The 24,577-nt window shown below is 55.4% G+C and carries 25 protein-coding genes, 1 tRNA gene and 1 pseudogene; 16 read left to right on the forward strand and 11 right to left on the reverse strand.

Going from position 1 to position 24,577, the window contains the following annotated elements; all coding sequences use genetic code 11:
* Positions 1-6: 6 nt before the first annotated feature.
* The 7 genes from RQI55_RS16605 to RQI55_RS16635 all read right to left on the reverse strand — a co-directional run bounded on the left by RQI55_RS16605 (position 7) and on the right by RQI55_RS16635 (position 5,394).
* A complete protein-coding gene (locus RQI55_RS16605) occupies positions 7-888 on the reverse strand; it encodes a 3-hydroxybutyryl-CoA dehydrogenase (protein WP_243258244.1) in 882 nt (293 codons plus the stop codon).
* Positions 889-1,008: 120 nt separating this feature from the next.
* Complete coding sequence (locus RQI55_RS16610) at positions 1,009-1,938, reverse strand: electron transfer flavoprotein subunit alpha/FixB family protein (protein ID WP_042619925.1); 930 nt, start codon at positions 1,936-1,938, stop codon at positions 1,009-1,011.
* A 25-nt stretch (positions 1,939-1,963) separates the two neighbouring features.
* Positions 1,964-2,710: an electron transfer flavoprotein subunit beta/FixA family protein gene (locus tag RQI55_RS16615; protein WP_042619924.1), complete on the reverse strand. Its 747-nt coding sequence runs from the start codon at positions 2,708-2,710 to the stop codon at positions 1,964-1,966.
* 229 nt (positions 2,711-2,939) lie between these two features.
* Positions 2,940-3,668 (reverse strand): rhomboid family intramembrane serine protease, encoded by a 729-nt coding sequence (locus tag RQI55_RS16620; RefSeq protein WP_243258243.1) that lies wholly within the window; start codon positions 3,666-3,668, stop codon positions 2,940-2,942.
* 21 nt (positions 3,669-3,689) lie between these two features.
* Positions 3,690-4,277 (reverse strand): cob(I)yrinic acid a,c-diamide adenosyltransferase, encoded by a 588-nt coding sequence (locus RQI55_RS16625; protein WP_042619922.1) that lies wholly within the window; start codon positions 4,275-4,277, stop codon positions 3,690-3,692.
* A 17-nt stretch (positions 4,278-4,294) separates the two neighbouring features.
* On the reverse strand, positions 4,295-4,492 hold the full coding sequence (locus tag RQI55_RS16630) for a twin transmembrane helix small protein (RefSeq protein ID WP_042619921.1): 198 nt from the start codon (positions 4,490-4,492) through the stop codon (positions 4,295-4,297).
* Between the two features lie 68 nt (positions 4,493-4,560).
* Entirely contained in the window at positions 4,561-5,394 is an 834-nt protein-coding gene (locus tag RQI55_RS16635; protein ID WP_311273167.1) for an SDR family oxidoreductase, read from the reverse strand.
* 187 nt (positions 5,395-5,581) lie between these two features.
* On the opposite strand from RQI55_RS16635, the gene RQI55_RS16640 reads away from it, so the two are divergent.
* Positions 5,582-6,490 (forward strand): YihY/virulence factor BrkB family protein, encoded by a 909-nt coding sequence (locus tag RQI55_RS16640; protein WP_042619919.1) that lies wholly within the window; start codon positions 5,582-5,584, stop codon positions 6,488-6,490.
* Here the strand turns inward: RQI55_RS16640 and gluQRS are convergent.
* Positions 6,461-7,357 (reverse strand): tRNA glutamyl-Q(34) synthetase GluQRS, encoded by an 897-nt coding sequence (gene gluQRS, locus RQI55_RS16645; protein ID WP_311273166.1) that lies wholly within the window; start codon positions 7,355-7,357, stop codon positions 6,461-6,463. The genes RQI55_RS16640 and gluQRS overlap by 30 nt on opposite strands.
* A 46-nt stretch (positions 7,358-7,403) precedes the next feature.
* On the opposite strand from gluQRS, the gene RQI55_RS16650 reads away from it, so the two are divergent.
* Together RQI55_RS16650 and RQI55_RS16655 are read left to right on the forward strand one after the other, a co-directional pair.
* Positions 7,404-8,051: a DNA-3-methyladenine glycosylase gene (locus tag RQI55_RS16650; RefSeq protein WP_042619918.1), complete on the forward strand. Its 648-nt coding sequence runs from the start codon at positions 7,404-7,406 to the stop codon at positions 8,049-8,051.
* Between the two features lie 100 nt (positions 8,052-8,151).
* Positions 8,152-8,709 (forward strand): HNH endonuclease, encoded by a 558-nt coding sequence (locus RQI55_RS16655; protein WP_042619917.1) that lies wholly within the window; start codon positions 8,152-8,154, stop codon positions 8,707-8,709.
* Between the two features lie 5 nt (positions 8,710-8,714).
* On the opposite strand, the gene RQI55_RS16660 is transcribed toward RQI55_RS16655, so the two are convergent.
* Positions 8,715-9,230 carry a disulfide bond formation protein B gene (locus tag RQI55_RS16660; RefSeq protein ID WP_243258241.1) on the reverse strand — a complete coding sequence of 172 codons (516 nt, stop codon included), beginning with the start codon at positions 9,228-9,230 and terminating at the stop codon, positions 8,715-8,717.
* A 246-nt stretch (positions 9,231-9,476) separates the two neighbouring features.
* Here RQI55_RS16660 and RQI55_RS16665 point away from each other — a divergent pair.
* Together RQI55_RS16665 and RQI55_RS24240 are read left to right on the forward strand one after the other, a co-directional pair.
* Positions 9,477-9,561: transfer RNA gene (locus tag RQI55_RS16665), tRNA-Leu, on the forward strand.
* Positions 9,562-9,700: 139 nt separating this feature from the next.
* Positions 9,701-10,036 (forward strand): annotated as a pseudogene (locus RQI55_RS24240) (IS3 family transposase); the annotation flags it as partial.
* Positions 10,037-10,083: 47 nt separating this feature from the next.
* Here RQI55_RS24240 and RQI55_RS16670 read toward each other — a convergent pair.
* Together RQI55_RS16670 and RQI55_RS16675 are read right to left on the reverse strand one after the other, a co-directional pair.
* Entirely contained in the window at positions 10,084-11,304 is a 1,221-nt protein-coding gene (locus RQI55_RS16670) for an acyltransferase family protein (protein ID WP_311273165.1), read from the reverse strand.
* An 859-nt stretch (positions 11,305-12,163) separates the two neighbouring features.
* Positions 12,164-13,942, reverse strand: coding sequence for a PAS domain-containing methyl-accepting chemotaxis protein (locus RQI55_RS16675; protein WP_042619965.1), 1,779 nt, complete (start codon positions 13,940-13,942; stop codon positions 12,164-12,166).
* A 442-nt stretch (positions 13,943-14,384) separates the two neighbouring features.
* Between RQI55_RS16675 and RQI55_RS16680 the strand changes: the two genes are divergently transcribed.
* The 11 genes from RQI55_RS16680 to RQI55_RS16730 all read left to right on the forward strand — a co-directional run bounded on the left by RQI55_RS16680 (position 14,385) and on the right by RQI55_RS16730 (position 24,568).
* On the forward strand, positions 14,385-15,062 hold the full coding sequence (locus RQI55_RS16680; protein ID WP_042619964.1) for an isochorismatase family protein: 678 nt from the start codon (positions 14,385-14,387) through the stop codon (positions 15,060-15,062).
* Positions 15,063-15,084: 22 nt separating this feature from the next.
* Positions 15,085-16,011, forward strand: coding sequence for a polysaccharide deacetylase family protein (locus RQI55_RS16685; protein ID WP_042619963.1), 927 nt, complete (start codon positions 15,085-15,087; stop codon positions 16,009-16,011).
* On the forward strand, positions 16,011-16,934 hold the full coding sequence (locus RQI55_RS16690; protein WP_042619914.1) for a polysaccharide deacetylase family protein: 924 nt from the start codon (positions 16,011-16,013) through the stop codon (positions 16,932-16,934). Before RQI55_RS16685 ends, RQI55_RS16690 begins: the two co-directional genes overlap by 1 nt.
* Before the next feature lie 36 nt (positions 16,935-16,970).
* Positions 16,971-18,377 (forward strand): 3-isopropylmalate dehydratase large subunit, encoded by a 1,407-nt coding sequence (leuC, locus tag RQI55_RS16695; protein WP_042619913.1) that lies wholly within the window; start codon positions 16,971-16,973, stop codon positions 18,375-18,377.
* Between the two features lie 7 nt (positions 18,378-18,384).
* Positions 18,385-19,002, forward strand: coding sequence for a 3-isopropylmalate dehydratase small subunit (gene leuD / locus RQI55_RS16700; protein ID WP_243258239.1), 618 nt, complete (start codon positions 18,385-18,387; stop codon positions 19,000-19,002).
* Between the two features lie 56 nt (positions 19,003-19,058).
* Positions 19,059-20,276 carry an ABC transporter substrate-binding protein gene (locus RQI55_RS16705; RefSeq protein ID WP_042619912.1) on the forward strand — a complete coding sequence of 406 codons (1,218 nt, stop codon included), beginning with the start codon at positions 19,059-19,061 and terminating at the stop codon, positions 20,274-20,276.
* A 67-nt stretch (positions 20,277-20,343) separates the two neighbouring features.
* Entirely contained in the window at positions 20,344-21,213 is an 870-nt protein-coding gene (locus RQI55_RS16710; RefSeq protein ID WP_243258238.1) for a branched-chain amino acid ABC transporter permease, read from the forward strand.
* The gene (locus RQI55_RS16715) at positions 21,210-22,187 is read left to right on the forward strand and encodes a branched-chain amino acid ABC transporter permease (RefSeq protein WP_243258237.1); all 978 of its coding nucleotides are present in this window, start codon (positions 21,210-21,212) and stop codon (positions 22,185-22,187) included. The genes RQI55_RS16710 and RQI55_RS16715 overlap by 4 nt, the downstream gene beginning before the upstream one ends.
* Positions 22,180-22,920 carry an ABC transporter ATP-binding protein gene (locus RQI55_RS16720; protein WP_042619909.1) on the forward strand — a complete coding sequence of 247 codons (741 nt, stop codon included), beginning with the start codon at positions 22,180-22,182 and terminating at the stop codon, positions 22,918-22,920. The genes RQI55_RS16715 and RQI55_RS16720 overlap by 8 nt, the downstream gene beginning before the upstream one ends.
* Positions 22,913-23,614, forward strand: a complete 702-nt coding sequence (locus tag RQI55_RS16725) for an ABC transporter ATP-binding protein (RefSeq protein ID WP_042619908.1) — start codon at positions 22,913-22,915, stop codon at positions 23,612-23,614. The genes RQI55_RS16720 and RQI55_RS16725 overlap by 8 nt, the downstream gene beginning before the upstream one ends.
* Before the next feature lie 60 nt (positions 23,615-23,674).
* Entirely contained in the window at positions 23,675-24,568 is an 894-nt protein-coding gene (locus RQI55_RS16730) for an oxaloacetate decarboxylase (RefSeq protein ID WP_202905940.1), read from the forward strand.
* Positions 24,569-24,577: the final 9 nt, after the last annotated feature.

The following is a 24,577-nucleotide window of genomic DNA, read 5'->3' on the forward strand; positions in this document are numbered from 1 at the left end:
TGTTGATTACCGTGTCGGGACCGGTGTCTCGCCACGGTAATCGTAAAAGCCGCGACCGGACTTGCGGCCAAGCCAGCCAGCTTCGACATACTTCACCAGCAGCGGGCAGGGACGATACTTGCTGTCAGCCAACCCATCATGCAGCACCTGCATGATCGACAGGCAGGTGTCGAGACCGATGAAATCTGCCAGTTGCAGAGGACCCATCGGATGGTTTGCGCCGAGCTTCATGGCCGTATCGATGGCTTCTACCGAGCCGACGCCCTCGTAAAGCGTGTAGATCGCCTCGTTTATCATCGGCAGAAGAATGCGGTTGACGATGAAGGCGGGGAAATCTTCCGCAACGGTGATCGCCTTGTCCAGCGAACGAACGAAATTCTTGGCTGTTTCAAAGGTCTGTTCGCCGGTGGCGATGCCACGCACAAGTTCCACCAGCTTCATTACCGGAACGGGGTTCATGAAGTGAATGCCCATGAATTGCTCAGGGCGGTCGGTGGCAGAGGCAAGGCGTGTGATGGAAAGCGAGGACGTGTTTGTTGCCAACAGCGCCTCGGGCTTCAGCACGGGGCAGATCTGCGCATAGATCTTGCGCTTGGTCTCTTCGTGCTCCGTTGCAGCTTCGATCACCAGATCCATGGCTGCGAGGTCGTTGACGTCGGAAGAGCCGGAGATCAGCGCGAGTGCCGTCTTGCGCTCCTCATCCAGCATTTTGCCATTGCTGACCTGCCGGGCCAGATTGCCGTTTATGGTTGCAAGACCTGCCTCGATACGGTCCTTGGCAAGATCATAAATGTGAACCTTGTAACCGGCCAGTGCCGAAACATGCGCAATGCCGCACCCCATCTGACCGGCTCCAATGATACCGACATTCTTGATAGGGGCTGTCATGGTGTAGTTCTCCTGTAGGGCATGGTCTGGGCACTGCGGCTCGGCGGTGATGTTACGCATATTGCCGAAAAACGAAAGCGGCGCGTTGGAAAAACGCGCCGCTTTCAAAATTAGACTGGATCAGAGTGCTTTTTCAAGCTCGGGTAGGGCGTCGAAGAGGTCAGCCACAAGGCCGTAATCCGCGACCTGGAAGATCGGTGCTTCTTCATCCTTGTTGATGGCAACGATGACTTTGCTGTCCTTCATTCCGGCGAGGTGCTGGATGGCACCGGAAATGCCCGCCGCGATGTAAAGCTGCGGTGCGACGACTTTGCCGGTCTGACCAACCTGCCAGTCGTTCGGAGCATAGCCTGCGTCAACCGCTGCGCGGGATGCGCCGACGGCGGCACCCAGCTTATCCGCAACTGGCAGCACCAGTTCCTTGAATTTTTCTGCCGAACCCAAGGCACGGCCGCCGGAAATGATGATCTTTGCAGATGTCAGTTCTGGACGGTCAGAGGATGCCAAAGCGTCCGATACGAAAGAGGAAACGCCTGGGTTTTCTGCAGCGGCTACCGTTTCAACCGGAGCGGAACCGCCTGATGATGCGGGGGCAAATGTTGCCGTGCGCACAGTGATAACCTTTTTCGCGTCCGTCGCCTGAACGGTCTGAATGGCATTGCCAGCATAGATCGGGCGCTTGAATGTATCGGGGGAGATGACTTCGATGATTTCAGACACCTGCGCAACGTCCAGATGGGCAGCAACGCGCGGCAGAACATTCTTTGCCGATGCTGTTGCTGGTGCGATGATAACGTCATAGGAGCCAGCAAGCGAAACGATCAGCGCAGCCAGCGGCTCCGCCAGCGCGTTGGCGTAGGATGCGTCATCCGCAAGCAGGACCTTGGAAACACCGGCAAGCTTGGCAGCTTCATCGGCGATAGCCTGTGCGCCGGAACCAGCAACGAGAATCGTCACGTCGCCGCCGATCTGCGTTGCCGCCGTCAGCGTCTTTGCTGTCTGGTCGGAAAGGGTCGCGTTGTCGTGTTCTGCCAGAAGAAGAATGGCCATGGTATAATCTCCCTTTCGCTTATCCTTAGATGACGCCGTCAGCTTTGAGCTTCGACACCAGTTCGGCAACAGAGCCAACCTTTACGCCAGCCTTGCGGCCTGCGGGCTCTTCGGTCTTCAAAACCTTGAGGCGTGGGGCAATATCGACTCCGACATCAGCCGGTGTCTTCTTGTCCAAAGGCTTTTTCTTGGCCTTCATGATGTTGGGAAGCGATGCGTAACGCGGCTCGTTCAAACGAAGATCCGTGGTCACAACTGCGGGAAGCTTCAGCTCAACCGTCTGCAAACCGCCGTCGACTTCGCGGGTGACGGCGACCTTGCCGTCCGATGGTTCGACCTTGGAGGCGAAGGTGCCCTGGCCCCAGCCCAGAAGAGCGGCCAGCATCTGGCCCGTCTGATTGCTGTCATCGTCGATGGCCTGCTTGCCCACGATCACCAGACCCGGAGCTTCCGCTTCAACGACGCCCTTGAGGAGCTTTGCAACGGCCAGCGGCTCGACGGCTTCATCCGTTTCGATCAGGATGGCGCGGTCTGCACCCATGGCAAGCGCGGTGCGAAGGGTTTCTTCGGCTTTAGCAGGGCCAATCGAAACGACGACGACTTCCTCTGCCTTGCCCGCTTCTTTCAAGCGAAGCGCTTCTTCAACGGAAATTTCGTCAAACGGGTTCATCGACATCTTGACGTTGGCAAGCTCTACGCCTGAACCATCCGACTTGACCCGGATTTTCACGTTATAGTCCACGACACGCTTTACAGGGACAAGGATCTTCATCGATAACCTTCCTTCAACTCCTGACCACAGGCGTAAACACCGCATGGTCCTCCTGACAATCAAGTTGCGACATGGATACGCATTTTTTCCGTGAATTCAACGGAGCAATGCTCATGATCTCATGCGCTGTGGAGATATCTTACGTTAACGTGAACGTAAATATCAATCCTCGTTCCAATCTTCATGGATTACCATCGCAACGTCGTCCCGTTTGCGACACGATGCAGACCTATGGCCGGTTATTTACATGCTCGACAGCGCGTGGTGTGACAATTTCACGGTCGAACAGCAGAACATCGCGTCTGCGCAGAATGATGACGAGAACGGCACCCGCCAGAATACCGCCCACATGCGCGCCCCAGGATACCTGCTCCTGCAGTCCGAAGGCGAGCATAAAGAATTGCTGACCGATCCAAAGCGCAAGCGGAATGTATGCGGGCAGGGGAATCGGGATGCGCATGAACACCAGAATCCACACACGTACCTTGGGGTGCAGCAAAAGATAGGCTGCGACGACGCCAGAGACCGCACCTGAGGCACCAATCAGCGGCCCTTGTGAAGACGGCGAGACAAGTCCATGAAACAGCGCGCCCGCTGCGGCACAGGCAAGGTAAAAGACCAGAAAGCGAAAATGCCCCAGCGCATCCTCTACATTGTCCCCGAAAACCCAGAGGAACAGCATGTTGGAGGCCAGATGCCAGAAGCTCAAATGCATGAAAGCATAGGTCACGACTGTCATCTGATCGGGAATGATTTGCAGTGCAGGATCGAGCTGCGCACCGTCAAAAATCACAGCGGGAATGAACCCGAACCCCAGCATCGCAGCATTCCCGTCCTTGATGCTGGCCAATACACCGAACAGCACCCAGACGAGGACATTTGCTGCAATCAGCGACAGGGTGACCCATTGCAATTTGATATGCTTGAGCGAATTCGCATCGTGCAATGGAATGAACATGCGAAAACGCCCTGTCGTAGATTAACGGTTCTTGCCCGGAACCCACAATATGTCAGGCACATCCGAATTGGTCGCGTTATTGGCGTACCGCGCCGCAACGAACAAAAAGTCGGAGAGACGGTTGATGTATTTCAGCGCGGCAGGGCTGACGACTTCACCATCCATCCGCGAAAGCTCCACCATCTGGCGCTCCGCCCGTCTCGACATGGTTCGGGCAAGATGGAGATAGGCCGCTGCCGGGGTGCCGCCGGGCAGAACGAATGATTTGAGCGGCGAAAGATCGGCATTCAGTGCATCGATCTCATTTTCCAGACGCGTGACCTGTGTCTCCACGGCTCGCAAAGGCTCATAGGAAAGAACTTCGCCGGTTTCAGGCGTTGCGAGGTCAGCACCAAGATCGAACAGATCGTTCTGGATGCGAAACAGCATGTCATGAAGTTGAGGCAGCTCTGATGTGTGCAGGCGCGCAACGCCGATGGCGGAATTCGTCTCGTCCACGGTGCCGTAGCTTTCGACGCGCATGTCATATTTTGTGCGTCTCGGGCCGGAAACCAGCGCCGTCGTGCCGTCATCACCGGTGCGGGTGTAGATTTTGTTCAGCTTGACCATTTTTTACTCCTGCGATCCTATCGCCCGCCGCCTGTCAGCCACAGCACGAACATGATCAGTATGATGGCAATCGCCTGCAACAGCAGTCGCAACTGCATAAGCTTGTTGGATTTGTTGGCATCGGTACCTTTGAGCATGTTGAACAGCCCGCGTATCAACACAAGCACAACCAGACCCATCACGATGACTGCAAGAACCGTTGCGAAACTGGACATGCTCTACCTTCCCGAAAATGCCACCTGTGCCTATTACGTGCGTTGTAGCTGATTGGATTACGCGAATGCTAGTCGAACTTGCGCAGCAGACGGTAAAACAATCCGGCAGGCAAAAGCCGTTTCAGGATCATGGCTTGCTTGGCTGGTGTGGTGACCAGATAGTGCGGCTCGGGGTTCGACGCCGTCAAAGCATGTTTCAGTCGGCTGTACACGGCATCCGGTCCAAGCTTGTGCTTGTTCGGCGGCCCGCTGCCATCCAGCCGCGCGAGTTGTCGCTTGTATTCCTGCGCATGGGCAGAATTTTCGAGATCGATATTGCCTCTGATATGGGCCAGCGCCGTTGCCGTGAATTTCGAGGCAATGGGGCCCGGTTCGATCAGGCTGACATGAATACCGCTGCCTTGAAGCTCCATGCGCAATGTTACGCCCAAGCCCTCAAGCGCAAATTTCGACGCCGTATAGGCACCGCGAAAACGGTAGGGTACGAGGCCGAGAATGGACGAGCAATGAACGATGCGGCCTTGGCCGCGCTGGCGCATGAAGGGAATGACGCGGCATGTCAGGTCGTGCCAACCAAAGACATTGGTTTCAAACTGCTGGCGCAGCACATCGACCGATAGATCTTCGACAGCACCCGGTTGGCCATAGGCCCCGTTGTTGAACAGTGCGTCGATCCTACCGCCGGTCTTTGCAACGACCTCGTCGACCAATGCGGCGATGCTTTCCGGCTTCGTATAGTCCATCAGCACGGTCTCGATGCCCTGCTGCTTAAGCGCTTGTGCATCTTCTTGCCGCCGCACGGTGGCAAAAACCCGCCAGCCATCGTGATGAAGCGCTTGCGCGCAAAATGCACCAATACCAGATGAACAGCCGGTGATGATGATGACCGGTTTTTCAGTCATGGAAGGTCTTTCCTAAGAACGAACATCGTATAAAACATCGGCGATATAAGCGGGCAAATTTCCGTAGCGCGCAATTCTTTTTCTGAATCTTTGGAACCGGCGCACGGTTTCACGCGCTGTACAAGCGATGCTTGCCTTCCCATATATTGCCGTGGGTTACAATTGAAATGTCGATTTAGGAGGTGACATGGTCGCCGCATTGGACATCGTCCGTAAGGTCGCCTGGGACGCCTATATCCACTTTGCAGAGGACGACGGCTGGGCAATGGCGAGCCATGTGGCACTGTCCATCCTCCTCGCCTTGTTTCCCTTTCTCATCTTCGGAACGGCGCTTGCCAGTTTTCTGGGTGCTGATCAGTTTGCGGCGACGGCTGTCCATATCATCTTCGACACCTGGCCGGAGGCCATTGCGGCACCTCTTGCCGCACAGGTCCAGCAGGTCCTGACTATTCCCCGTGGTGGATTGCTGACGATTTCGGTGCTCGCGGCAGCCTATTTCGCGTCCAACGGCGTCGAAGCCATCCGGATTTCACTCAATCGCGCATATCGGGTCAGCGAGACGCGCTGGTGGTACGTTACGCGTCTGCTCAGCCTGTTCTATGTCGTCATTGCCGTGACCATATTCGCCGTTATCAGCATTGTTCTCGTTGCGGTTCCCGTCGCGCTGTCTTTCGCCGAAACCCGCTTTCCGCTTTTGAAAGACTTTCTGGAAACGGTCTCGAATCTTGGGCTTTACGGTACCATCATCCTGCTGGCTGTCGGGCTGGCGGCCGCGCATTTGTGGCTTCCAGCGGGAAGACGGCGGATATGGGATGTCTTGCCAGGCATCGTTTTAACGCTGCTCTTTTGGGTGGTCGGTGCAGCCATATTCGCGTATTATCTGGCCACCTTCGCCAATTACGCCGCGACCTATGCCGGTCTGGCATCGGTCATGATCGTGCTGGTCTTTCTCTACATGGTCGGTGTCATCTTCATGCTGGGGGCCGAAGTTAACGCCGCTTTGATGAAGTACCGCGTCCGCCACATCATCAAGGCGGGTTACCATAGCGGCAGCCTGAGAGAGGCATTAGATGCCGAGGAGGCTGCGGATATCTGACGGCTGCAAGCCGCGGTCCCGAAGGGCACTCAGAGAAGTGCTGGCAACGCTCTTGGATAGTTTCTTGCCCTCATCATCAAGGATGAGGCGGTGATGATGGTAGCGTGGTGCTGGCAGTGAAAGCAATTCCTGTAGCAACCGGTGAACGGATGTAGCATGGTATAAATCCATGCCGCGAACCACGTGGGAAACAGCCTGCAGCGCATCATCCAGCACGACAGAAAGATGATAACTTGACGGTGCATCCGAGCGAGAGAGCACAACGTCGCCCCAGGCGGCCGGTTGCGCTTGAATAATCGTCATCGTCCCTGTGCCATTTTCCTCCCATGTGATTGGATGCTGAAGCGACGAAATCGCCTTGTCCATATCCAGCCGCCAGGCATGTTTCGCACTCGAAGAGAGAAGCCTTATGACTTCTGCGGACGATCGTTGCTTGTCCAGTGGTGGGTATAGAGGTGCCCCGTCAGGATCGCGTGGCCACGTCTTTCCGTCAGACTCGAAGCTCGCCACAAAGTTTTTCGTTTCCTGGCGGCTCATGAAGGAGGGATAGGCCAGTCCCGCCTCTATCAGATGTTCAAGCCCTTTCTTGTAATGCTCGAAATGATCGGATTGCCTGCGCACGGGCATTTCCCATGTCAGGTCAAGCCATTCAAGGTCCGTATAGATCGCTTGCTCAAACTCAGCCGTGCACCGTGTCAGATCAATGTCTTCGATCCGCAGCAGAAACCGCCCGCCCGTGGCCTTCGCTATGTCGTGATTGAGGATCGCCGAAAACGCATGGCCAAGGTGAAGCCGCCCATTGGGGCTGGGGGCGAAGCGAAAAACCGGCTTTTGACCTGAAAGCAAAGACATGGTTTCTTCTGCCATAGTTTCTGGTGCTTCGCCAAGATGAAGTCCTATGTGGTGAGCTGCCTTGGTCAACATCATTCGAAATGCTGATGATATCGAAGAGGGATTGGCGGCCCTTTTGAAAATAGATCCCCGCCTAGAGAGCGTCGCTGCGATAGCGGGGCCGTTGCCATTGCGGTTGAGCGAACCAGGATTTTCCGGTCTGGCACACATCATCGTCTCGCAGGTCGTCTCCCGCGCCAGCGCGGATGCCATATGGCGCCGGATGTTGGACGAGATGAAGGTGGTGAGCGCGGAGAATTACCTTGCGGCAGTAACAGGCATCGAGCCGCAATTCGGGCTCTCACGGGCGAAAGCGAAAACCTTGCATGGCGTAGCCAGCGCCATAGCCAGCGGTTTGCTGGATCTTGGCAGGATGAATGCGCTTGATGAGGCGGAAGCATTTGCTCGGCTCACCGCGCTTGACGGCATTGGCCCGTGGACGGCTCAGGTCTATCTGATGTTTTGCGGCGGACATGCCGATATCTTTCCATCCGGCGATGTTGCGTTACAGGCTGCGGTTGCTAGAGCGTTTCAGATGGATGCCCGCCCCAGCCCAAAAGTTCTGGCAGAAATCGCGATGCGCTGGTCGCCCTACAGGTCCACAGCCGCCCGGCTTTTCTGGGCCTATTACGCATCCAAGACGCGCCGAGAAGCGCTGCCGATCGCCTGAAATAAGCCTTTCTTTGAGAGCTTCATTTATGGGCTTCACAATCCTGTAACAACAGACCTAATATACAAGATGTAGATGCAGAATCGGTCAGGAGACGCCCTTGACGATTGCCGTTTCACCACAGGCTTTGCCTGCGCTCGTATTGAACGCAGACTATCGGCCACTGAGTTATTACCCCTTGTCGCTGTGGTCCTGGCAGGACGCGATCAAGGCCGTCTTTCTTGACCGCGTGAACATCATTGCAGAATATGATCACTCGGTTTGTTCACCAAGCTTCTCCATGCGGTTGCCGAGTGTCGTCAGCCTCAAGACATACGTGCAGCCCACGCGAAATCCCGCATTCACACGTTTCAACGTGTTCCTGCGGGACAAATTCGAGTGCCAATATTGTGGATCGCATGATGATCTGACGTTTGATCACGTCATTCCGCGTGCGCATGGTGGCGAAACGACCTGGCAAAACGTTGTTGCGGCCTGCTCGCCCTGCAATCTCAAAAAAGGCAGCAAGCTGCCCAAGATTGCAGGCATGATACCGCATCAAAAGCCATACCAGCCGACGGTGCAGGACCTGCACAATAATGGCCGGTCATTCCCGCCCAACTATCTGCACGAAAGCTGGGTGGATTATCTCTATTGGGATACTGAATTGCAGCCGTGATCGGCTTAAGCAGCCTTGCGGGTCGCGCCAAAGAAGGCGATGCCCGCGAGCACAACGCTTGCAATCACGTTCCAGCCGGCAAAGGAAAGGCCAAGCACCCGAAGCGCCGCGTCATTGCACGATGGCGGTTTGACAGCGTTGAGGTCGCTCAGCAAGCTGCCGGCATTGGTGGTGATTGATGGCGCGCCGGTGGCGCAGGTAATCGGCCCCGCCCAGAAGCCCCATTCCACGCCCGAATGATAAACACCAAGTCCTGCACCAATCACCATGGCAATGCCAACGAGGATGAGTGCCGCGCGCGTGATCCAGACCGGCAGTTTGAAGAGGCTTGCCGCAATGGCCAATAGGCCGACCGGTATGGCGTAATAATAGGGATCTCGCTGCAAAAGACAAAGCGCACAGGGCGTGTAGCCGCCAACATGCTGAAAGCCGAGCGCCGATCCCACGGTAAAGATCATCCCCGCTGTCACCGCAATCGCAGACATGCTGCGGTTTCTCTCAGGTGAGACTGAACGTGCCATGATCTTTTCCTCAATATTCGACGCGAGATTTAAAAGCACCTGATAAGGTGAAAAACAAGGCGGGAAAGGGTATTTTCGAATTAAACGCATAGCCTCTATTCGACTCCCACTCGGCTTGCAAACTGGCCATGCCCGAGAGCCTTCAACAAAGTTTCACCAAACCAAGATTTTCGCAAAAATCTGTTGACCTGACACCATCGGTTCGTATAGTCCCGCCGCATACCAAGGAACAAGATTTCCAAAGTTGCCCCTTTGGCGGAATTGGTAGACGCGCCTGACTCAAAATCAGGTTCCGAGAGGAGTGCTGGTTCGATTCCGGCAAGGGGCACCACTACTGCTTAAAAATCATTGAAATCGTTGATCTTTTAAGGTGTTTTTGCCCCACCTTTTACTAACCCATGATCGTGTGGACATTTTCAGTGCTGATTTGTTCCGGCACCAGATTCGTTACAGCATTTTTTGGCGGTGTGAGGATTGTTGCCGACCTGTCGGTGGACAAGTCCACCTTGCAGGTTGTGCTCTCAAAAAAGCTCTAAGACAGGCCCGCGAGCGCAAACTTGTCTACGCGATAAAAGGCAGACTGTGATGTCTCGATCCGGCGCGCCTGCGCCGTGCTGAAGATCATGGACATCTGCCAAAGGCGTGTGCGCTACGGTTATTATCGCGTGCATGTCCTGCTGAAGAGTGACGTTTGGCCGGTCACTCCGAAGTGAATCTATCGTCTTTACAAGGAGATGGACCTTCAGCTCTGCAACAAGGTTCCCAAGCGCCGGGTCAAAGCGAAGCTGCGGGCTGACCGCAAAGAGCCGACCCACGACGCGTTCATTTAGAACCAAAAAATGCAACTGTAATGCTAGTCTGCGTTAGGAGTTTGATTCAGCTGTACACCCCGAAGCGAGCGCTCTTCAGGTGCACGCGACTTAATCGACCCATTGAAGAACAGGCTAAGGATTCGAGACTTGTCGACAACGACATATCCGACGTAAGCCAGAGCGAGCGTCAGAAGGCAGATAGCCAAGAATTCAAAAAATATTGGTGCGTCTACATAGAATGCCATCATCCCAAGCACGCCGATGATTGGCTGGTGCAGAACATATATTGCCATAGAGCCCAGTACTAGGCGGTCAATGATCGGATTGGGCTTATCGTACCACTTTTTGCAGGCACTCAACACGACGTGTGCCATAAACAGCCCTGCGAAGGAGCTACTGACGAGTTCGGCAATCGTCTGAATATGTTGGTTTTTGATAAGGAGGGTACTTGCCGCGTAGGCCGGGATGCTTACTCCCGCTCCCAACCAAACTGCCGGAATTGGCGTCACGAAGCGCTCCAGTATTTGACTATCACGGGAAAGGAACGCGCCAAGGAGGAAAAACGGCGCGAATATAAGCGTGTTTCGGAGTTGGAGCATGCTCAAAATTCGGTGATTATTAAACCCGGTAAAACTCATCCCAATGACGGACGCAATGGATACCGCCGCGATTAATACTGCCGCGACGAGGAGTGAAGGGACGGGGTTCCTGCTGACCAGCGACGAAACTCTCTCTTCCGGGCGCCAATAAGCTAGCTTCGGCCAGGCAGAATGCGCGAACGCTAGCAGCGCTGATAGTTCAAGAAGTACGACAAGAAACCAAAAATGGCGGAGCCAGTGTATTCCAGATGTGGTGATTTCTTTCAGCAATTCCGCTCGAACGTCTCCGAGAGTCGCCAGCGTAAGATCAAGTCCAGCAGCTGCTGTGATCAGCATCTGAAAGGGGTTGATTAGGATCACTCCGGCAATCAGTGGTGCGCCTATTCTAATGACTCGGGATTTGAGCCAGGCGCCCGCTTCCTTTCTGACGAGCAACATTCCGGCGAAAAAACCAGCAACGATAAAGAACGCCTGCATCCGAAACGAGTGGATAATGAGATATATCCAGTCGAACAAGACGTTGCTGGATGTGGCTGAAACGGCCCAGTCTGTATGGACCGCATAAAGTAGAGACGCATGCAGAGGGATGCCTAAAAGCATTAAGAATGCACGCGACGTATCCCAATACCGCTGCCGGGACTTCGGCGGATTGCTGACAGGCATGTCGGTCCCCATGGAAAAGTTAAGTTGCGGCAGCGTCGCCTTAATTCCTCGGGAAGCTTTAATATCGAATTTTAGACTATGTAAAGTAATGTAAGTGCGCTAGTGATAGAAAAATACGCTTTCAATTGTATATGGTATTAGTTTGCATTAGAATATTGTTTTTTAATGTTGTATAATGTTAGTGAGAGCTATATAAATAGATACTAAAATACCGTAGTATGATTTTCTGTAACAGAAATTATTATGTTTACGTCATGTTTTGTAGAGTTGATGATATAAGTATGTGAATTTAAATACTTAACCATGCTTTAGCTTGGCAATCGGTTCTGCGGCAAAGTTTCAGCCAACCGAAAACGGTGGTGTGAAGATTCGGACATCACATTCACCAACGATTGCGACTTGTCTAAAGAATTTCTTAAGGACTATCTGTAAATCCGACCGGCACATTCCTGTGTGAATACCCTCCAGCGTCTTCTGATTTGTTGCTTTCGTGTATCTGGTGACCTCTTTGGAAGTTGTGTGGCGTGGGATGTACATAATCTCACGTTCAGTCGCGCCACTGTTTGGAAGCCTGGTTCATCAACCGATCAAAAGCGGCATAGCACGACCTTCAAAATCAAAGAGTGGCTGACCCTTGGCGGTGTCGCAATAACGTTTGTCGTGGTGCTATTCTAATGCGTGACGCCAAGCATATTCGACGCCTCCGCGCTGCAAACCCGGCATGTCCTTTCCGGCGTCTTCAAGGAAACGCGGGTGTTATCATCGACAGATAAAACAAAGGGCCGGAGGCAAATGCCTCCGGCCCTTTCTGATTCCTGTCTGATTGTGATCTTTCAGGTGCAAGTGCCAATAGCTAGGTTTAGAACTCCTGCCACTCTCCACCATTCGCAACTTTCTTAATCGGTGCGGCTGTGGCCCGCGAAAGCTGTGGCCGAGAGGGTTTGGGAAGGTCTGCGGGCCTGGAATTGCGTCCTGTCGAAGGCGAGTTGGTGGCTTTTGACGTGCGAAATTGTCCGATGAGGGCGGCAAGGCTGTCAGCACGGGCTGCAAGCTGATGGCTTGCACCGTTCTGCTCCTCGACGCTGGCGGCGTTCTGCTGCGTTCCCTGATCGAGCGCATTGACCGCTTGATTGATTTCCTTGATCCCGATGGTCTGCTCGCGGCTCGCCTCCACGATTGCCAATACGTTGCGGTCAATTTCCATCACCCGAACGACGATAGTCTCAAGGGCTTTTCCTGTGCGATCGACAAGATCAACGCCGGACTTAACATGGTTGGACGACGTCGTGATCAGATCCTTGATCTCTTTGGCTGCCTTTGCAGACCGTTGAGCAAGTTCACGCACCTCCTGGGCGACGACTGCGAAACCCTTGCCCGCTTCTCCAGCGCGGGCAGCCTCTACGCCTGCGTTCAGCGCCAAAAGATTGGTCTGGAACGCGATCTCGTCGATCACGCTGATGATATTGGAAATTTCCTTCGAAGACTGCTCAATCTGCCCCATGGCGGCAACCGCGGCAGAGACGACCTGACCCGACTCCTCCGCTGACTGGCGGGTCTGGCGCACCAGATCACCAGCTTCCGAGGCGCGCTGGCTGGAATCGTTCACTGTTTGGGTGATCTGCGTGAGTGCTGAGGACGTTTCTTCAAGCGCTGCGGCCTGTTGTTCAGTTCTCTTGGCAATCGTTCCGGCGTTATCAAGCATCTCTTTCGCAGTCTCTGCGATGTCATGCGATGCGCCAGCGATCTCACTGATGACTCGGTCGAGTTTGACGACGGCGGTGTTGAAGTCCTGGCGTGTCGTTTCCATCGAGCGATCTAATGGGGTCGTGAGTTGCGAGTTCAGATCACCGTCGGCGAGGTTTCCGATTGCGGAACTCAACATACCAACTGCGTTCATCCGTTCAGTGATATCGGTGGCAAATTTTACGATACGGTAGATGACGCCGCGCGAGGAGAAAACAGGATTGTATGTCGCCTGTATCCAAACATCACGGCCATTCTTGCCCACGCGACGATAGGTGTCTGAAAAGAATACGCCCGCCCGGAGTTTATTCCAAAATTCAGTATAGTCTTCCGAAGCAACATAGCTCTGTTCACAGAACAGCCTATGCTTCTGTCCGATGATTTCACTGCGCTCGTAGCCCATGACCTTGCAGAACGCGGAGTTGGCTTCAACGACTACACCTTCAGGGTCGAACTCGATCATTCCGACCGAACGCTCGAGCGCTCTCAGAATGTTTTCATTGTGAAGTGCGGCGATTTTGGTGGCGGTAATGTCTGCAGCGATCTTGACCACGCCGACCACCTTGCCGTTCTCGACGATCGGATCATAGGATGCCTCAATCCAGACATCGTCACCGTTTTTTGAAATGCGGCGGAACTGGCCACGATTGTGCTTTCCGGCGGCAAGGTCACGCCAAAAAGAAACATATTCATCAGAATCTTTGATTGCTGCCTCAACAAACAACCGATGATGCTGACCGACGATTTCCTTTAGATCATATCCCAGCGCCTTGCAAAAATTGGCGTTAGCGCCGCGTATAACTCCCTCGGGGGTGAACCAAATCACTGCATGCGACTGTGATATTGCATTGTAATGCGAGACTGCTGAGCGGTCAGAAGAAGAAAACCCGAACATATTCATCCCTTAGGCGTTGTTTCTACATGCTAATATCCTAAAATTGTTAATAATAAATTTGCGGCGTTATCACCCTAAAGTACGCCTTTAGTATAAGACTGGAGGTTGCGGCTATCTAGCGATGATGTGTTGCGTCACTGGAGGTTTCCACTTGGATATAGTTCAGTCATTGTCCGCTTCTTGGTTTGATGTGTCGGGTGAAAGACCCGTCGCTCTCATCTCTGAAATAGCATTTATTGCTCACTTTATCAGCAAAAAGACAGTCATTTCCGAGGCAATTGCGCAGTCAAAAAGCGTCTTCTAAAAAGAGCCGAACGCTTGCGAAATTGGGCTTTACAAATGATATAAAGTGATAACAATAGAAATAATAAAGCGATGCCTTTGCTGAGGAAGCGACCTGTATTTCGGTCGTGTGAAGGGTCGTCATGCACTGGAGGTCGTCATGGAAATGTCATCGCTTACCGCGCGTCAGATTTACGAGAGCGCCAAGCAAAATCCAACACGCAAGCGATTTGGATTCGGTCGCAAGCCAATGCTGATCAACATTGATCTGCAGTGTGCCTACACGTCTTTGGGCGAGTTTGTCTCCGCTTACGAAACCGATCCTCGGCAGCTGGAATATGTCAATACGCTGTCGAATCTCGCTCGCGCCAAGGGTCTTCCTGTCACGTGGACCTATGTGGCTTATATGGAATCGGGTGAGGACTGCGGTGTGTGGGGTACGCGAACCAACACGCCGGACTCGCTACAAAACATTAAGGTGGGTTCCCGCAGAGCAGAGTTCGATCCTCGCTTGGAGATCGATCATGTCAAAGACATTGTCATGAACAAGCGTATGGCCTCGCCGTTTCATGAGACTAATCTTCAGTCACTGATGGTCTGGCACCAGTGCGATACGGTTGTTTTGACGGGCGGTTCGACATCCGGCTGTGTTCGCGCCTGCGTGGTGGATGCAATCTCGCGCGGCTACCGGGTCATCGTTCCCGAGGAATGTGTGGCGGACAAGCATGAGAGCCCGCATTTCGCCAATCTCTATGACATTTCGGTCAAGTATGGCGATGTGATCCCCGTTGCGGATGCCATTGCCTGGTACGAGGCCTACCAGCCGGAGGTTCGCTGAGATGGCCGCTGAGGGTACCGCAATGAAGTCGGATCTGGGGCTTTACGACTACCTGCCCTGGCCCAACCGTCCCAAGATCGTCTGGCCCGGCAATAAGAAGATCGCCGTCTGGATTGCTCCGAATATCGAGTTTTACGAATACAATCCGCCCAACAATCCAACCCGCACGCCGTGGGCGCGGCCAAACCCGGACGTCTTGCAATACTCCCATCGCGATTACGGCAATCGCGCCGGTTGGCAACGAATGATGGCGGCGATGGACAAGGCCGGTTTTCGCGGGTCTGTCTCTCTGAATGTTGCCCTGTGCGATCACCATCCTGAAATCATCAAGGCCTGTGCGGATCGCGGTTGGGAATTCTTTTCCCATGGCATCTACAACACGCGTTATGTCTACAATCTCGACATAGAGCAGGAGCGCGCCATCATCCGCGATGCGTTCGATACGGTGCGCAAACACACCGGCCAGGAACTGGCTGGTTGGCTTTCGCCGGCGCTGTCCAACAATTTCTGGACGATGGATATCCTTTCAGAAGCGGGCATTCAGTATACCTGCGACATGTTCCATGACGACCAGCCGATGCCGGTCAAGGTCAACACAGGCAAGCTCATCTCCATGCCGTACTCGCTCGAGATGAACGACGTCATCGTTTATAACAGCCAGAAGGTCACGCCGCGACATTACGGCGAAATTATCAAGCGGCAGTTCGACCAGCTTTACAAAGAAGGCGATGAAAGCGGCACCGTTATGTGCATTCCGCTGCATCCATACCTAGTTGGGCAGCCGCATCGCATCGATGCTTTTGCCGAAGCCATAGAATACATCGCGGGGCACGAGGGCGTGTGGCAGACGACTGGCCGCGAAATCGCCGCCGCCTATCACGCGACAGGCGCATATGACGCCATGAGTGCCGCGATGGCGACCCACAATTCCGGGAAGGGGGCGCGCTGATGTCTATGCCTGAAGACTATCTCAACTATCCCAACCGTCGGTATGGCATGGACCATGATCGCTATGAGTGGAGCGATCTGTTCTCTCGCAAGCCGATTGCCTGGCCAGATGGCGCGCGCATTGCGCTGTCGATCGTGACCCATGTCCAGCATTTCCCGCTTGATATGCCGTCCAAGCCATTCAAGGCGCCCGGGGCATTGTCCATGCCTTACCCGGATTTTCGCTATTACACGAACCGCGATTATGGCAATCGCATCGGCATTTTCCGCGTCCTCAAGCTTCTTGCCGAAAAAGAGCTTGAAACCAGCTTCGCGATCAATGGTGTGATTGCTGCGCGTTATCCGGCGCTGATCGACGCTGTGGTCAGAGGCGGCCATGAAATCATTGCGCATGGACTGGATATGGGCAAAGTCCATCACTCCGGGCTTGGTGAAGACGAGGAAAACGCCATCATTGCCGAGGCTCTGACGCTGCTTCGCGAAGCAAGCGGGCAGAAGGTCGAGGGCTGGCTCTCGCCTGGCCGTGCGCAGGGCTTCAATACGCCTGATCTGCTGGCGAAGAATGGCATTGCCTATAGCCTTGATTGGGCCAATGACGACCTTCCTTACGAGATGCAAACTCGCAACGGTTCGTTGCTGGCCATGCCGATGGCCTACGAGACGGACGACCGGGTGGTTGCCGACGAGTATTTCCACTCTGAAGCGGAATGGGTGCAGCAGGTCAAGGACCGCTTCGACGTGCTGTACCGTGAAAGTGCGCAATATGGCGGTCGCGTCATGAGCCTGCCGCTGCACAGCTGGGTCTCGGGCATGCCGTATCGCGTGGAGTATCTGCGCGAGGCGCTGGATTACATTCTGTCGCATGAAGGTGTGTGGAATGCACCCACAGGCGACATTTGCGCGGCATTCCGCGCCGCTGACTAAAGCCGAACGTCGAACTGATAACAGAAAGACAAGGTCATGGCGCAAGCTTTTGCACCGCGCACAATGTTGGGCAAGATTTGGGATGAGCATGAAATATTGCGCCATCCGGCAGGCCCATCGCTGCTCTATATTGATCGTGACATGATCCACGAAGGCAGCTTCCATGCCTTCGCCGATCTGAAGCGACGCAACCTGAAGCCACGGCGTCCGCAACAGATTTTCGGTGTCGCAGATCACTACGTGCCCACACTGGGGCGAACATCGAGCGATGCGGCAAGTCCTGCCATCGCCCACATGATCGATACTTTCGATGAAAACATGGAATGGGGCGGCATGCGCCATTTCGGCCTGTCCAGCCGTGAGCAGGGTATCGTCCACGTGGTTGCGCCGGAACAGGGTATCACGCTGCCAGGGCTGACCATCGTTTGTTCGGACAGTCATACGTCGACGCAGGGCGCGCTAGGCGCGATAGCGTTCGGTATTGGCCAATCCGAAAATGCCCATGTTCTGGCAACCCAGACGCTATGGCAGTCTCGCCCCAAGACTATGCGGGTCGTGATTGATGGTGTGCTGGGGCAGGGCGTGACTGCCAAGGATGTCATGCTGGCGTTGATTGCGAAAATCGGGGCAGCCGGTGCCGGTGGTCATGCCATCGAATTTGCCGGGCAAGTGGTGCGCGATCTTTCCATCGAGGCGCGGCTGACGCTGTGCAACATGTCCATTGAAGCCGCAGCCCGCTTCGGGATGGTGGCAGCCGATGAAACGACCTTCACCTATGTCAGAGGTCGCCATTTTGCACCATCGGAGCAGGAATGGGACGGTGCGGTTGCCCACTGGCGCACGCTCGCGAGCGATAATGACGCGTTCTTCGACGCGGAAGTGAGTATAGACGGTGCGGATATAGCGCCCATGGTAACATGGGGTACTAGCCCGGAAGATGCCGTTTCCATCAATGGGCGCGTTCCCGATCCCGCAAGCTTTGAAAGTTCCGACAGGCGCAAGGCTGCGACGAAATCACTTGAATATATGGAGTTGGCACCCGGCACGGCTCTGGATGGCTTAAAACTGGACAAGGTTTTCATCGGTTCCTGCACCAACAGCCGGATCGAGGATTTGCGGGCTGCCGCTTCCATACTCAAGGGCCGCAAGGCAATGATCCCGGCCATCGTCGTGCCAGGGTCGACACAGGTAAAGGAACAGGCGGAAGCCGAGGGCATTGCCCAGACGTTCCGCGAGGCGGGTTTCGAGTGGCGCGAGTCTGGCTGTTCCATGTGTGCGGCCATGAACGGTGATGTGGTTGGCCCCGGTGAGCGTTGCGCCTCCACCTCAAACCGCAATTTCGTCGGCCGTCAGGGCCCCGGCGCACGCACCCATCTAGTCAGCCCCGCCATGGCGGCCGCCGCTGCCATCAGCGGCTGTCTGACCGATGTCAGAAAAATGTGAGGGCGGTATGATGAGAGCATTCACACGCGAAACGTCCAAGGCAATTGCGATCCCCGGCGTCAACTGCGACACAGACCAGATTATTCCCGGACGCTTCCTCAAAGCTGATCGTGCGCAGGGCTACGGCCAGTTCCTGTTGCATGACATCCGTCGCGATGAGCATGGGGAAATCGATCCTGCATTTCCGCTCAATAAGCCCGGCGCCGATGCCGCGACCATTCTTCTTGTCGAGGACAATTTCGGCTGCGGTTCATCCCGCGAGGGTGCCGTATACGCGCTTGTGGATCATGGCATAAGGGCGCTTATTGGCCCAAGCTTCGGCGACATCTTCTTCAACAACGCTCTGAAAAACGGGTTGGTGCCAGTCCGTTTGGCTGCGGAACACTGTGAGGCGCTGGCGGATTATCTCGCTCGTTGTCCTGACGCTGAGGTCACAGTTGATCTGGAGGCTGCAGAGCTTGTCTTGCCGGGTAATCTCGGCATTCATCCCATTGCCATCGATCCCTTCGCTCGGGACTGTATCTTACGCGGTCTTGATGAGATCGAGATGACGTTCACTTTCATGGAGCAGATCACCGCCTTCGAAACAGATCGAATGGCGTCGCATTCCTGGCTGAGCCGTTGACGGGCGGACCAGCGAGTTTCTTTAGCCGTCTCATAAAAAAACTGGGAGCATAAAAAATGACATTCAAAATCGAAAGACGCGACCTTTTAAAAGTATCGGGAGCGCTGGCTGTCGGCCTGGCCGCACCCTCCATCCTGCGTGCGCAGACACCAACCGTGAAGGTGGGCGTGATTGAGCCGCTCACGGGTAACCTCGCCTATAACGGTACGCAAAGTGCCGCCGGAGCAAAGTTCGCCGCAGAAGCGATCAATGCAGCAGGCGGCATCAAGAGCATGGGCGGCGCCAAGATTGAACTCGTGGTGGTGGACGCACAAAGCCGCCCGGAAGCCGCCGCTTCAGCCGTCGATACCCTCATTCAGGCCGATGCCTGTGCCTTCACCGGCGCGACGGCTTCTGCGCTTGGCCTTGCATCCTCTCAGGCCGCGGCGAAATACAATCTCGCTCAGGTCTTCTCCATCGGCACAGCCGAAACTGTTGTCCAGCGCGGCCTGCCAAACGTGTTCCGCTTCACGCCGGGCGTCAACAAATGCACCAGCGTCGCGCTTGAAAACCTGAAGCTTCTCAATGAAGGAACAGGCAACACGGTCAAGACCGCAGCCATCGTGCATGAAGACGGGCCTTTTGGCTCCAATATGGCAAAAATCCTTGCCGAGCAGCTGCCAAAGCAGGGCATTGAGGTTGTTGAGACGATCTCCCATCCAACGCCCCAGCGCGATTTTTCCAACATCGCCCTGCGCGTCAAGGCATCCAAGGCCGATATCCTCATTCCGTCCAATTACATCAATGAATACACCCTGATGGCACGTGCGCTGAACCAGCAGCGTGTGGAATTGAAGGCGATCTATTCCATCCTTGGCGGTGCCGCGTCCAACATCAAATTCGTGCGTGAAAACAATGCAGTCGCGCAGTATGTGATGGATTGCAATCATTGGTACGATCCGTCCAAGGAGCTGTCCAAAGCGCTGGCCGCCAGCGTTGCCGCGGCAAAGCTCGACATGACCTACGACGTTATGGTGTCCTATGCGACAATACAGGTTATCGCAGACGCGCTGGAGCGCAGCGGGTCTGCCGATCGTCAGAAGATGATCGAAGCCCTGTCGGCCTCCACCTTCGACCAGTCGATCATGCCTTATGGTCCGACGAAGTTCGTCAATGGCGACAATGTCAATTCACGCCCTGTGAACACCCAGATCCGTGGCGAAAAGATCGAGCTGGTCTTCCCGAAAGAGTACGCCACCGCAGAGGCGGTCTTCCCGATCCCTGCCAAGAAGTGACACGGTCTCGCCCCCATGATCCCATGGTCGTGGGGGCGCTCTTCAAACGACAGAGAGGCGAGCCCTGATGTCAAGTCTGATCTTACCCGCCGTGTTGAGCGGCCTGATGATGGGAGCCATCTATGCGCTTGTGGCGCTAGGATTGACCCTCATTTATGGCGTGCTCCACATCATCAACTTTGCGCATGGCAGCCTGTTGATGCTGGCGCTCTATGCCGTCTATTTTCTGTATTTCTATTTGGGGGTTGATCCGTATCTGGCCATTCCCCTCGTTCTTCCGGCATTCTTCGCTCTCGGCTACGTCTTGCAGCGTTTTCTAATTGCGCCGATGAGCAGCGGCTCGGAACAGAACGTGCTTCTCATTACCCTTGCGGTATCGATGATTATCGACAATCTGGCACTCTATTTCTGGACATCGAATACGCGCACGGCAGATATTGCCTATGCCTATGACACTGTTGAAGTGCTGGGTGCCTATCTGCCGCTCGGTCGCGTCATCGCGTTTGGCGCAGCCCTTGCCGTCGCACCGCTGCTTTGGTGCTTCATGGCCTATACCCGCACGGGATCTGCCATTCGCGCCGTTGCCATTGAAAAGCGTGGAGCCGAACTAGTCGGTATCGATGTCAACCACACCTATGCCGTCTGCTTCGGCATCGGCACCGCCTGCGTGGCACTTGCTGCCTGCCTGCTGTTGCCAACCTTCTACATCACACCGCAGGTCGGCTACACCTTCGTGCTGGTCGCCTTCACGACGGTGGTGCTGGGCGGAATGGGCAGTCTTCTGGGTGCCTTGGTCGCCGGTCTTCTGCTCGGTGTCATTGAGTCGCTCTGCGGCCTCTTCCTTGGCGAAAGTCTCGGCCAGATCGGCATTTTCCTCGCCTTCATCCTCATCCTTCTCTTCAAACCGTCAGGGCTTCTTGGGAGGGCAAAGACATGAGACCTCAATCTGTCGGGCAGATCGCCCTTATTGCTGCCGCTCTCGCCTATCTCTTCGGGGTCTATTTCGCCTCGTCGCCAGTCTGGATGGGCTTTACCATCAACGCGCTGATCGTGGCGGTCGTCGCCCTTTCCTGGAACATCACCGGCGGTTTCGGCGGCCTGTCGTCCTTCGGTCATGCAGCACTTTACGGCACTGGGGCCTATGCGTCGGCCATCCTTCAGGTTCAATACGGCGTCAACGCCTGGGTTGGCTTCGGTGCTGGCATTCTTGCCGGTGCCCTCATGGGTGCCTTCATCGGAGCCTTGGCGTTTCGCTATGGCCTGAAGGGCTCTTACTTCGCGCTCGTCACGCTGGCTTTCGCCGAAGTGCTGCGCATCTGCGCATCGTCCTTTGATTTTACAGGCGGCGGCAGTGGGCTGCAGTTAAAGCTCGACCCCGGCGTTGCCAACCTGCAATTCAACGACCGCGCCATTGCCTACACCGCTCTTCTGGTGGTGGTGGCACTGGTCATGGCGCTGACGGCGCTCATCAAATACTCCCGCTTCGGTGCCTATCTCATCGCTGTCAGGGAAAATGAAGACGCGGCACGTGCACTTGGTATCGACACCTACAAGATCAAAGTGCAGGCCATGGCGATATCAGGTGCCTTCGGTGGTCTGGCCGGTGTTCTCTACCTCCAGCTTTGGCTCTTCATCGACAGCAACGTGGTCTATGGCAGCGCCGTTTCCATCGAAGCGCTGATCGGCCCCATCATCGGCGGTGCCGGAACCATCTGGGGTCCGCTTCTTGGCACACTCGGTCTGCATCTTCTTGGCGAAGGTGCGAAACACCTGCTGCCCAATGCGCCCGGCCTGAACTTCGTACTTTACGCGATTGTGCTGATCTGCGCCCTGCGCTTCCTGCCAAACGGTCTTGTCGGCCTTGCTGGCAAGCTCGGCACCTTCAAGAAGAAGGAGGACGACAATGCTTGAGGTTCGTAATCTTTCCAAAAGCTTCGGCGGGTTGAAAGCGGTCACAGACGCCTCGCTCGATGTGCCCGAGGGCTCGATCGTTGGTCTACTGGGACCGAACGGTGCGGGCAAGACCACCTGCTTCACCATGATTGCCGGTTTTACGAGGGCAGATGAAGGCACTGTGCGCTTTCAGGGCAAGGATATTGTCGGCCTTGCCCCACACAGCATCTGCGCGCTGGGCATGATCCGCACGTTCCAGATCGTCCAGCCCTTTGCTGGGCTGACGGTGCAGGAAAACATTGCGGTGGGTGCCTATCTTCACCACCACGATCGGCGCGAAGCCATGGGAATGGCGCGAGATGTCGGCAAGCGGTTGGGCATGGGCGCGATGCTGGATCGGCCCGCATCTTCGCTCACCATTGCCGGACGCAAGCGGCTGGAGCTTGCACGTGCGCTGGCAACCGGTGCTAAGCTGCTCCTGCTCGATGAGGTCATGGCGGGGCTGATCCCGTCCGAGATCACCGAGATCGTCGGCATCATCAGAAAGATCCGCGAGGAGGGGCATACGTTCCTGATGATCGAGCATGTCATGCAGGCGGTCATGCAGCTTGCCGAAACGGCCTATGTGCTGAACCAGGGCAAGATGATTGCCCACGGAACACCACGCGAACTCGTCAAGGACCCATCCGTGGTGGAAGCCTATCTCGGCCACGGCGCGGCGGCGCGCCTGCAGGAGGAAAACCATGCTTGAGATTTCCGGTATCCGTGCAGGCTACGGATCTATGAGCGTGCTGCAAGGCATCGACATGAGCGTCAACAATGGTGAGATTGTCGCTCTCCTTGGTTCGAACGGCGTGGGCAAGACCACGCTCAACAATGTCATTTCCGGCTTCATTAAGCCCAGCGCTGGTTCGATTTCCTTCAAGGGCGTGACAATTACAGGCAAGAATGCGCGTGACATTGTGGCGCTCGGGATCGCCCATGTGCCCGAGGGGCGAAAGGTTTTCCCGAACCTCTCGGTAGGAGAAAATCTCAAACTCGGCGCGTTTCGTCGTGCGAGCAAAAACACCAAGCAGAACTTCGAGAAGATCTGCGAGATTTTTCCAAGATTGCGCGAAAGAATGAACCAACTGGCGGGCACGCTGTCTGGCGGTGAACAGCAAATGCTGGCGATTGGGCGTGGCATGATGTCAGAGCCGGAACTGCTCATTCTGGATGAGCCGTCCCTCGGCCTTTCGCCCATCATGGTGGAGGAAATGTTCGGCCTGATCACGAAGATCAATGCAGACGGCGTTGCCGTGCTGCTGGTCGAGCAGAACGTCATGCAATCATTGACCGTCGCCAAGCGCGCCTATGTCATCGAGCAGGGTCGCTTCGTCATGCAGGGAGAAGCCGCAACCCTGCTGGCCGATCCGCAGTTGCGTCAGGCCTATCTCGGAATGTGAAAAGTCGCCCCGGACAGCATGAGCCGGGGCGCAGCCAATTTACGGAGAATGGAGAATACAATGTCCCTAACACGTACCCAACGTCTGCGGCAGTTGCTCGCAGGCGAACGAGCCCTCATGGCTCCCGGTGTCGTTGATGCCATGTACGCCCGCCTTGTCACAGAAGCCGGTTTCGACGCCATGTATATGACAGGCGCTGGCACCTCAGCCACGCGCCTTGGTTACCCGGATGTCGGCCTTTTGACCATGACCGAGATGGTTGATAACGCCACCCGCATTGCCGACGCTTCCGATATCCCCCTGATTGCAGATGCTGATAATGGGTTCGGCGGCCCGCTCAATGTGCGGCGTGCCATCCAGCTTTATGAGCGCGGCGGCGTGGCAGCTGTTCATCTTGAAGATCAGGTCTTGCCGAAGCGCTGCGGCCATCTCGCGGGTAAACAGATTGTGCCTGTCGAAGATATGGTAGCGAAGGTCAAGGCGGCTGTCGATGCCCGTATCGACGAGAACTTCGTCGTCATTGCCCGCACGGATGCGCTGGCATTGCATGGCCGAAACGCCGCATTCGACCGTGCCGAAATGTATCGTGAGGCGGGCGCCGACGTGATCTTCATCGAAAGCCCCGGCCCGGATGACTTGGCCCATATCGCACCGCGGTTTCCCGGCATTCCGCTGCTCTACAACATGGCCACCTCGGGCAAGACGCCTTTCCTGACCCGCACGGAAATCGAAGCGTTGGGCTTCAAGCTTATCATCTACCCCAACTGGCTGCTTCTTTCCGCCTGCGAAGCGGCGCGCAAGACGCTTCAGGTTCTGAAGACCGAAGAGACCATCGCGTCTGTCGCGCCCAACGTGATGAATTTCAAGGAATTCTTCGACATGGCGCGCATGCCTGAAATTCAGGAACTGGAAGCGCGCTACGGCACCCCGGACGAAAACCGTACCACCTATTGAGCAGGAGAT

Source organism: Rhizobium sp. WCS2018Hpa-16 (genome assembly GCF_031843705.1).
GTDB classification, from domain to species: domain Bacteria; phylum Pseudomonadota; class Alphaproteobacteria; order Rhizobiales; family Rhizobiaceae; genus Agrobacterium; species Agrobacterium tumefaciens_C.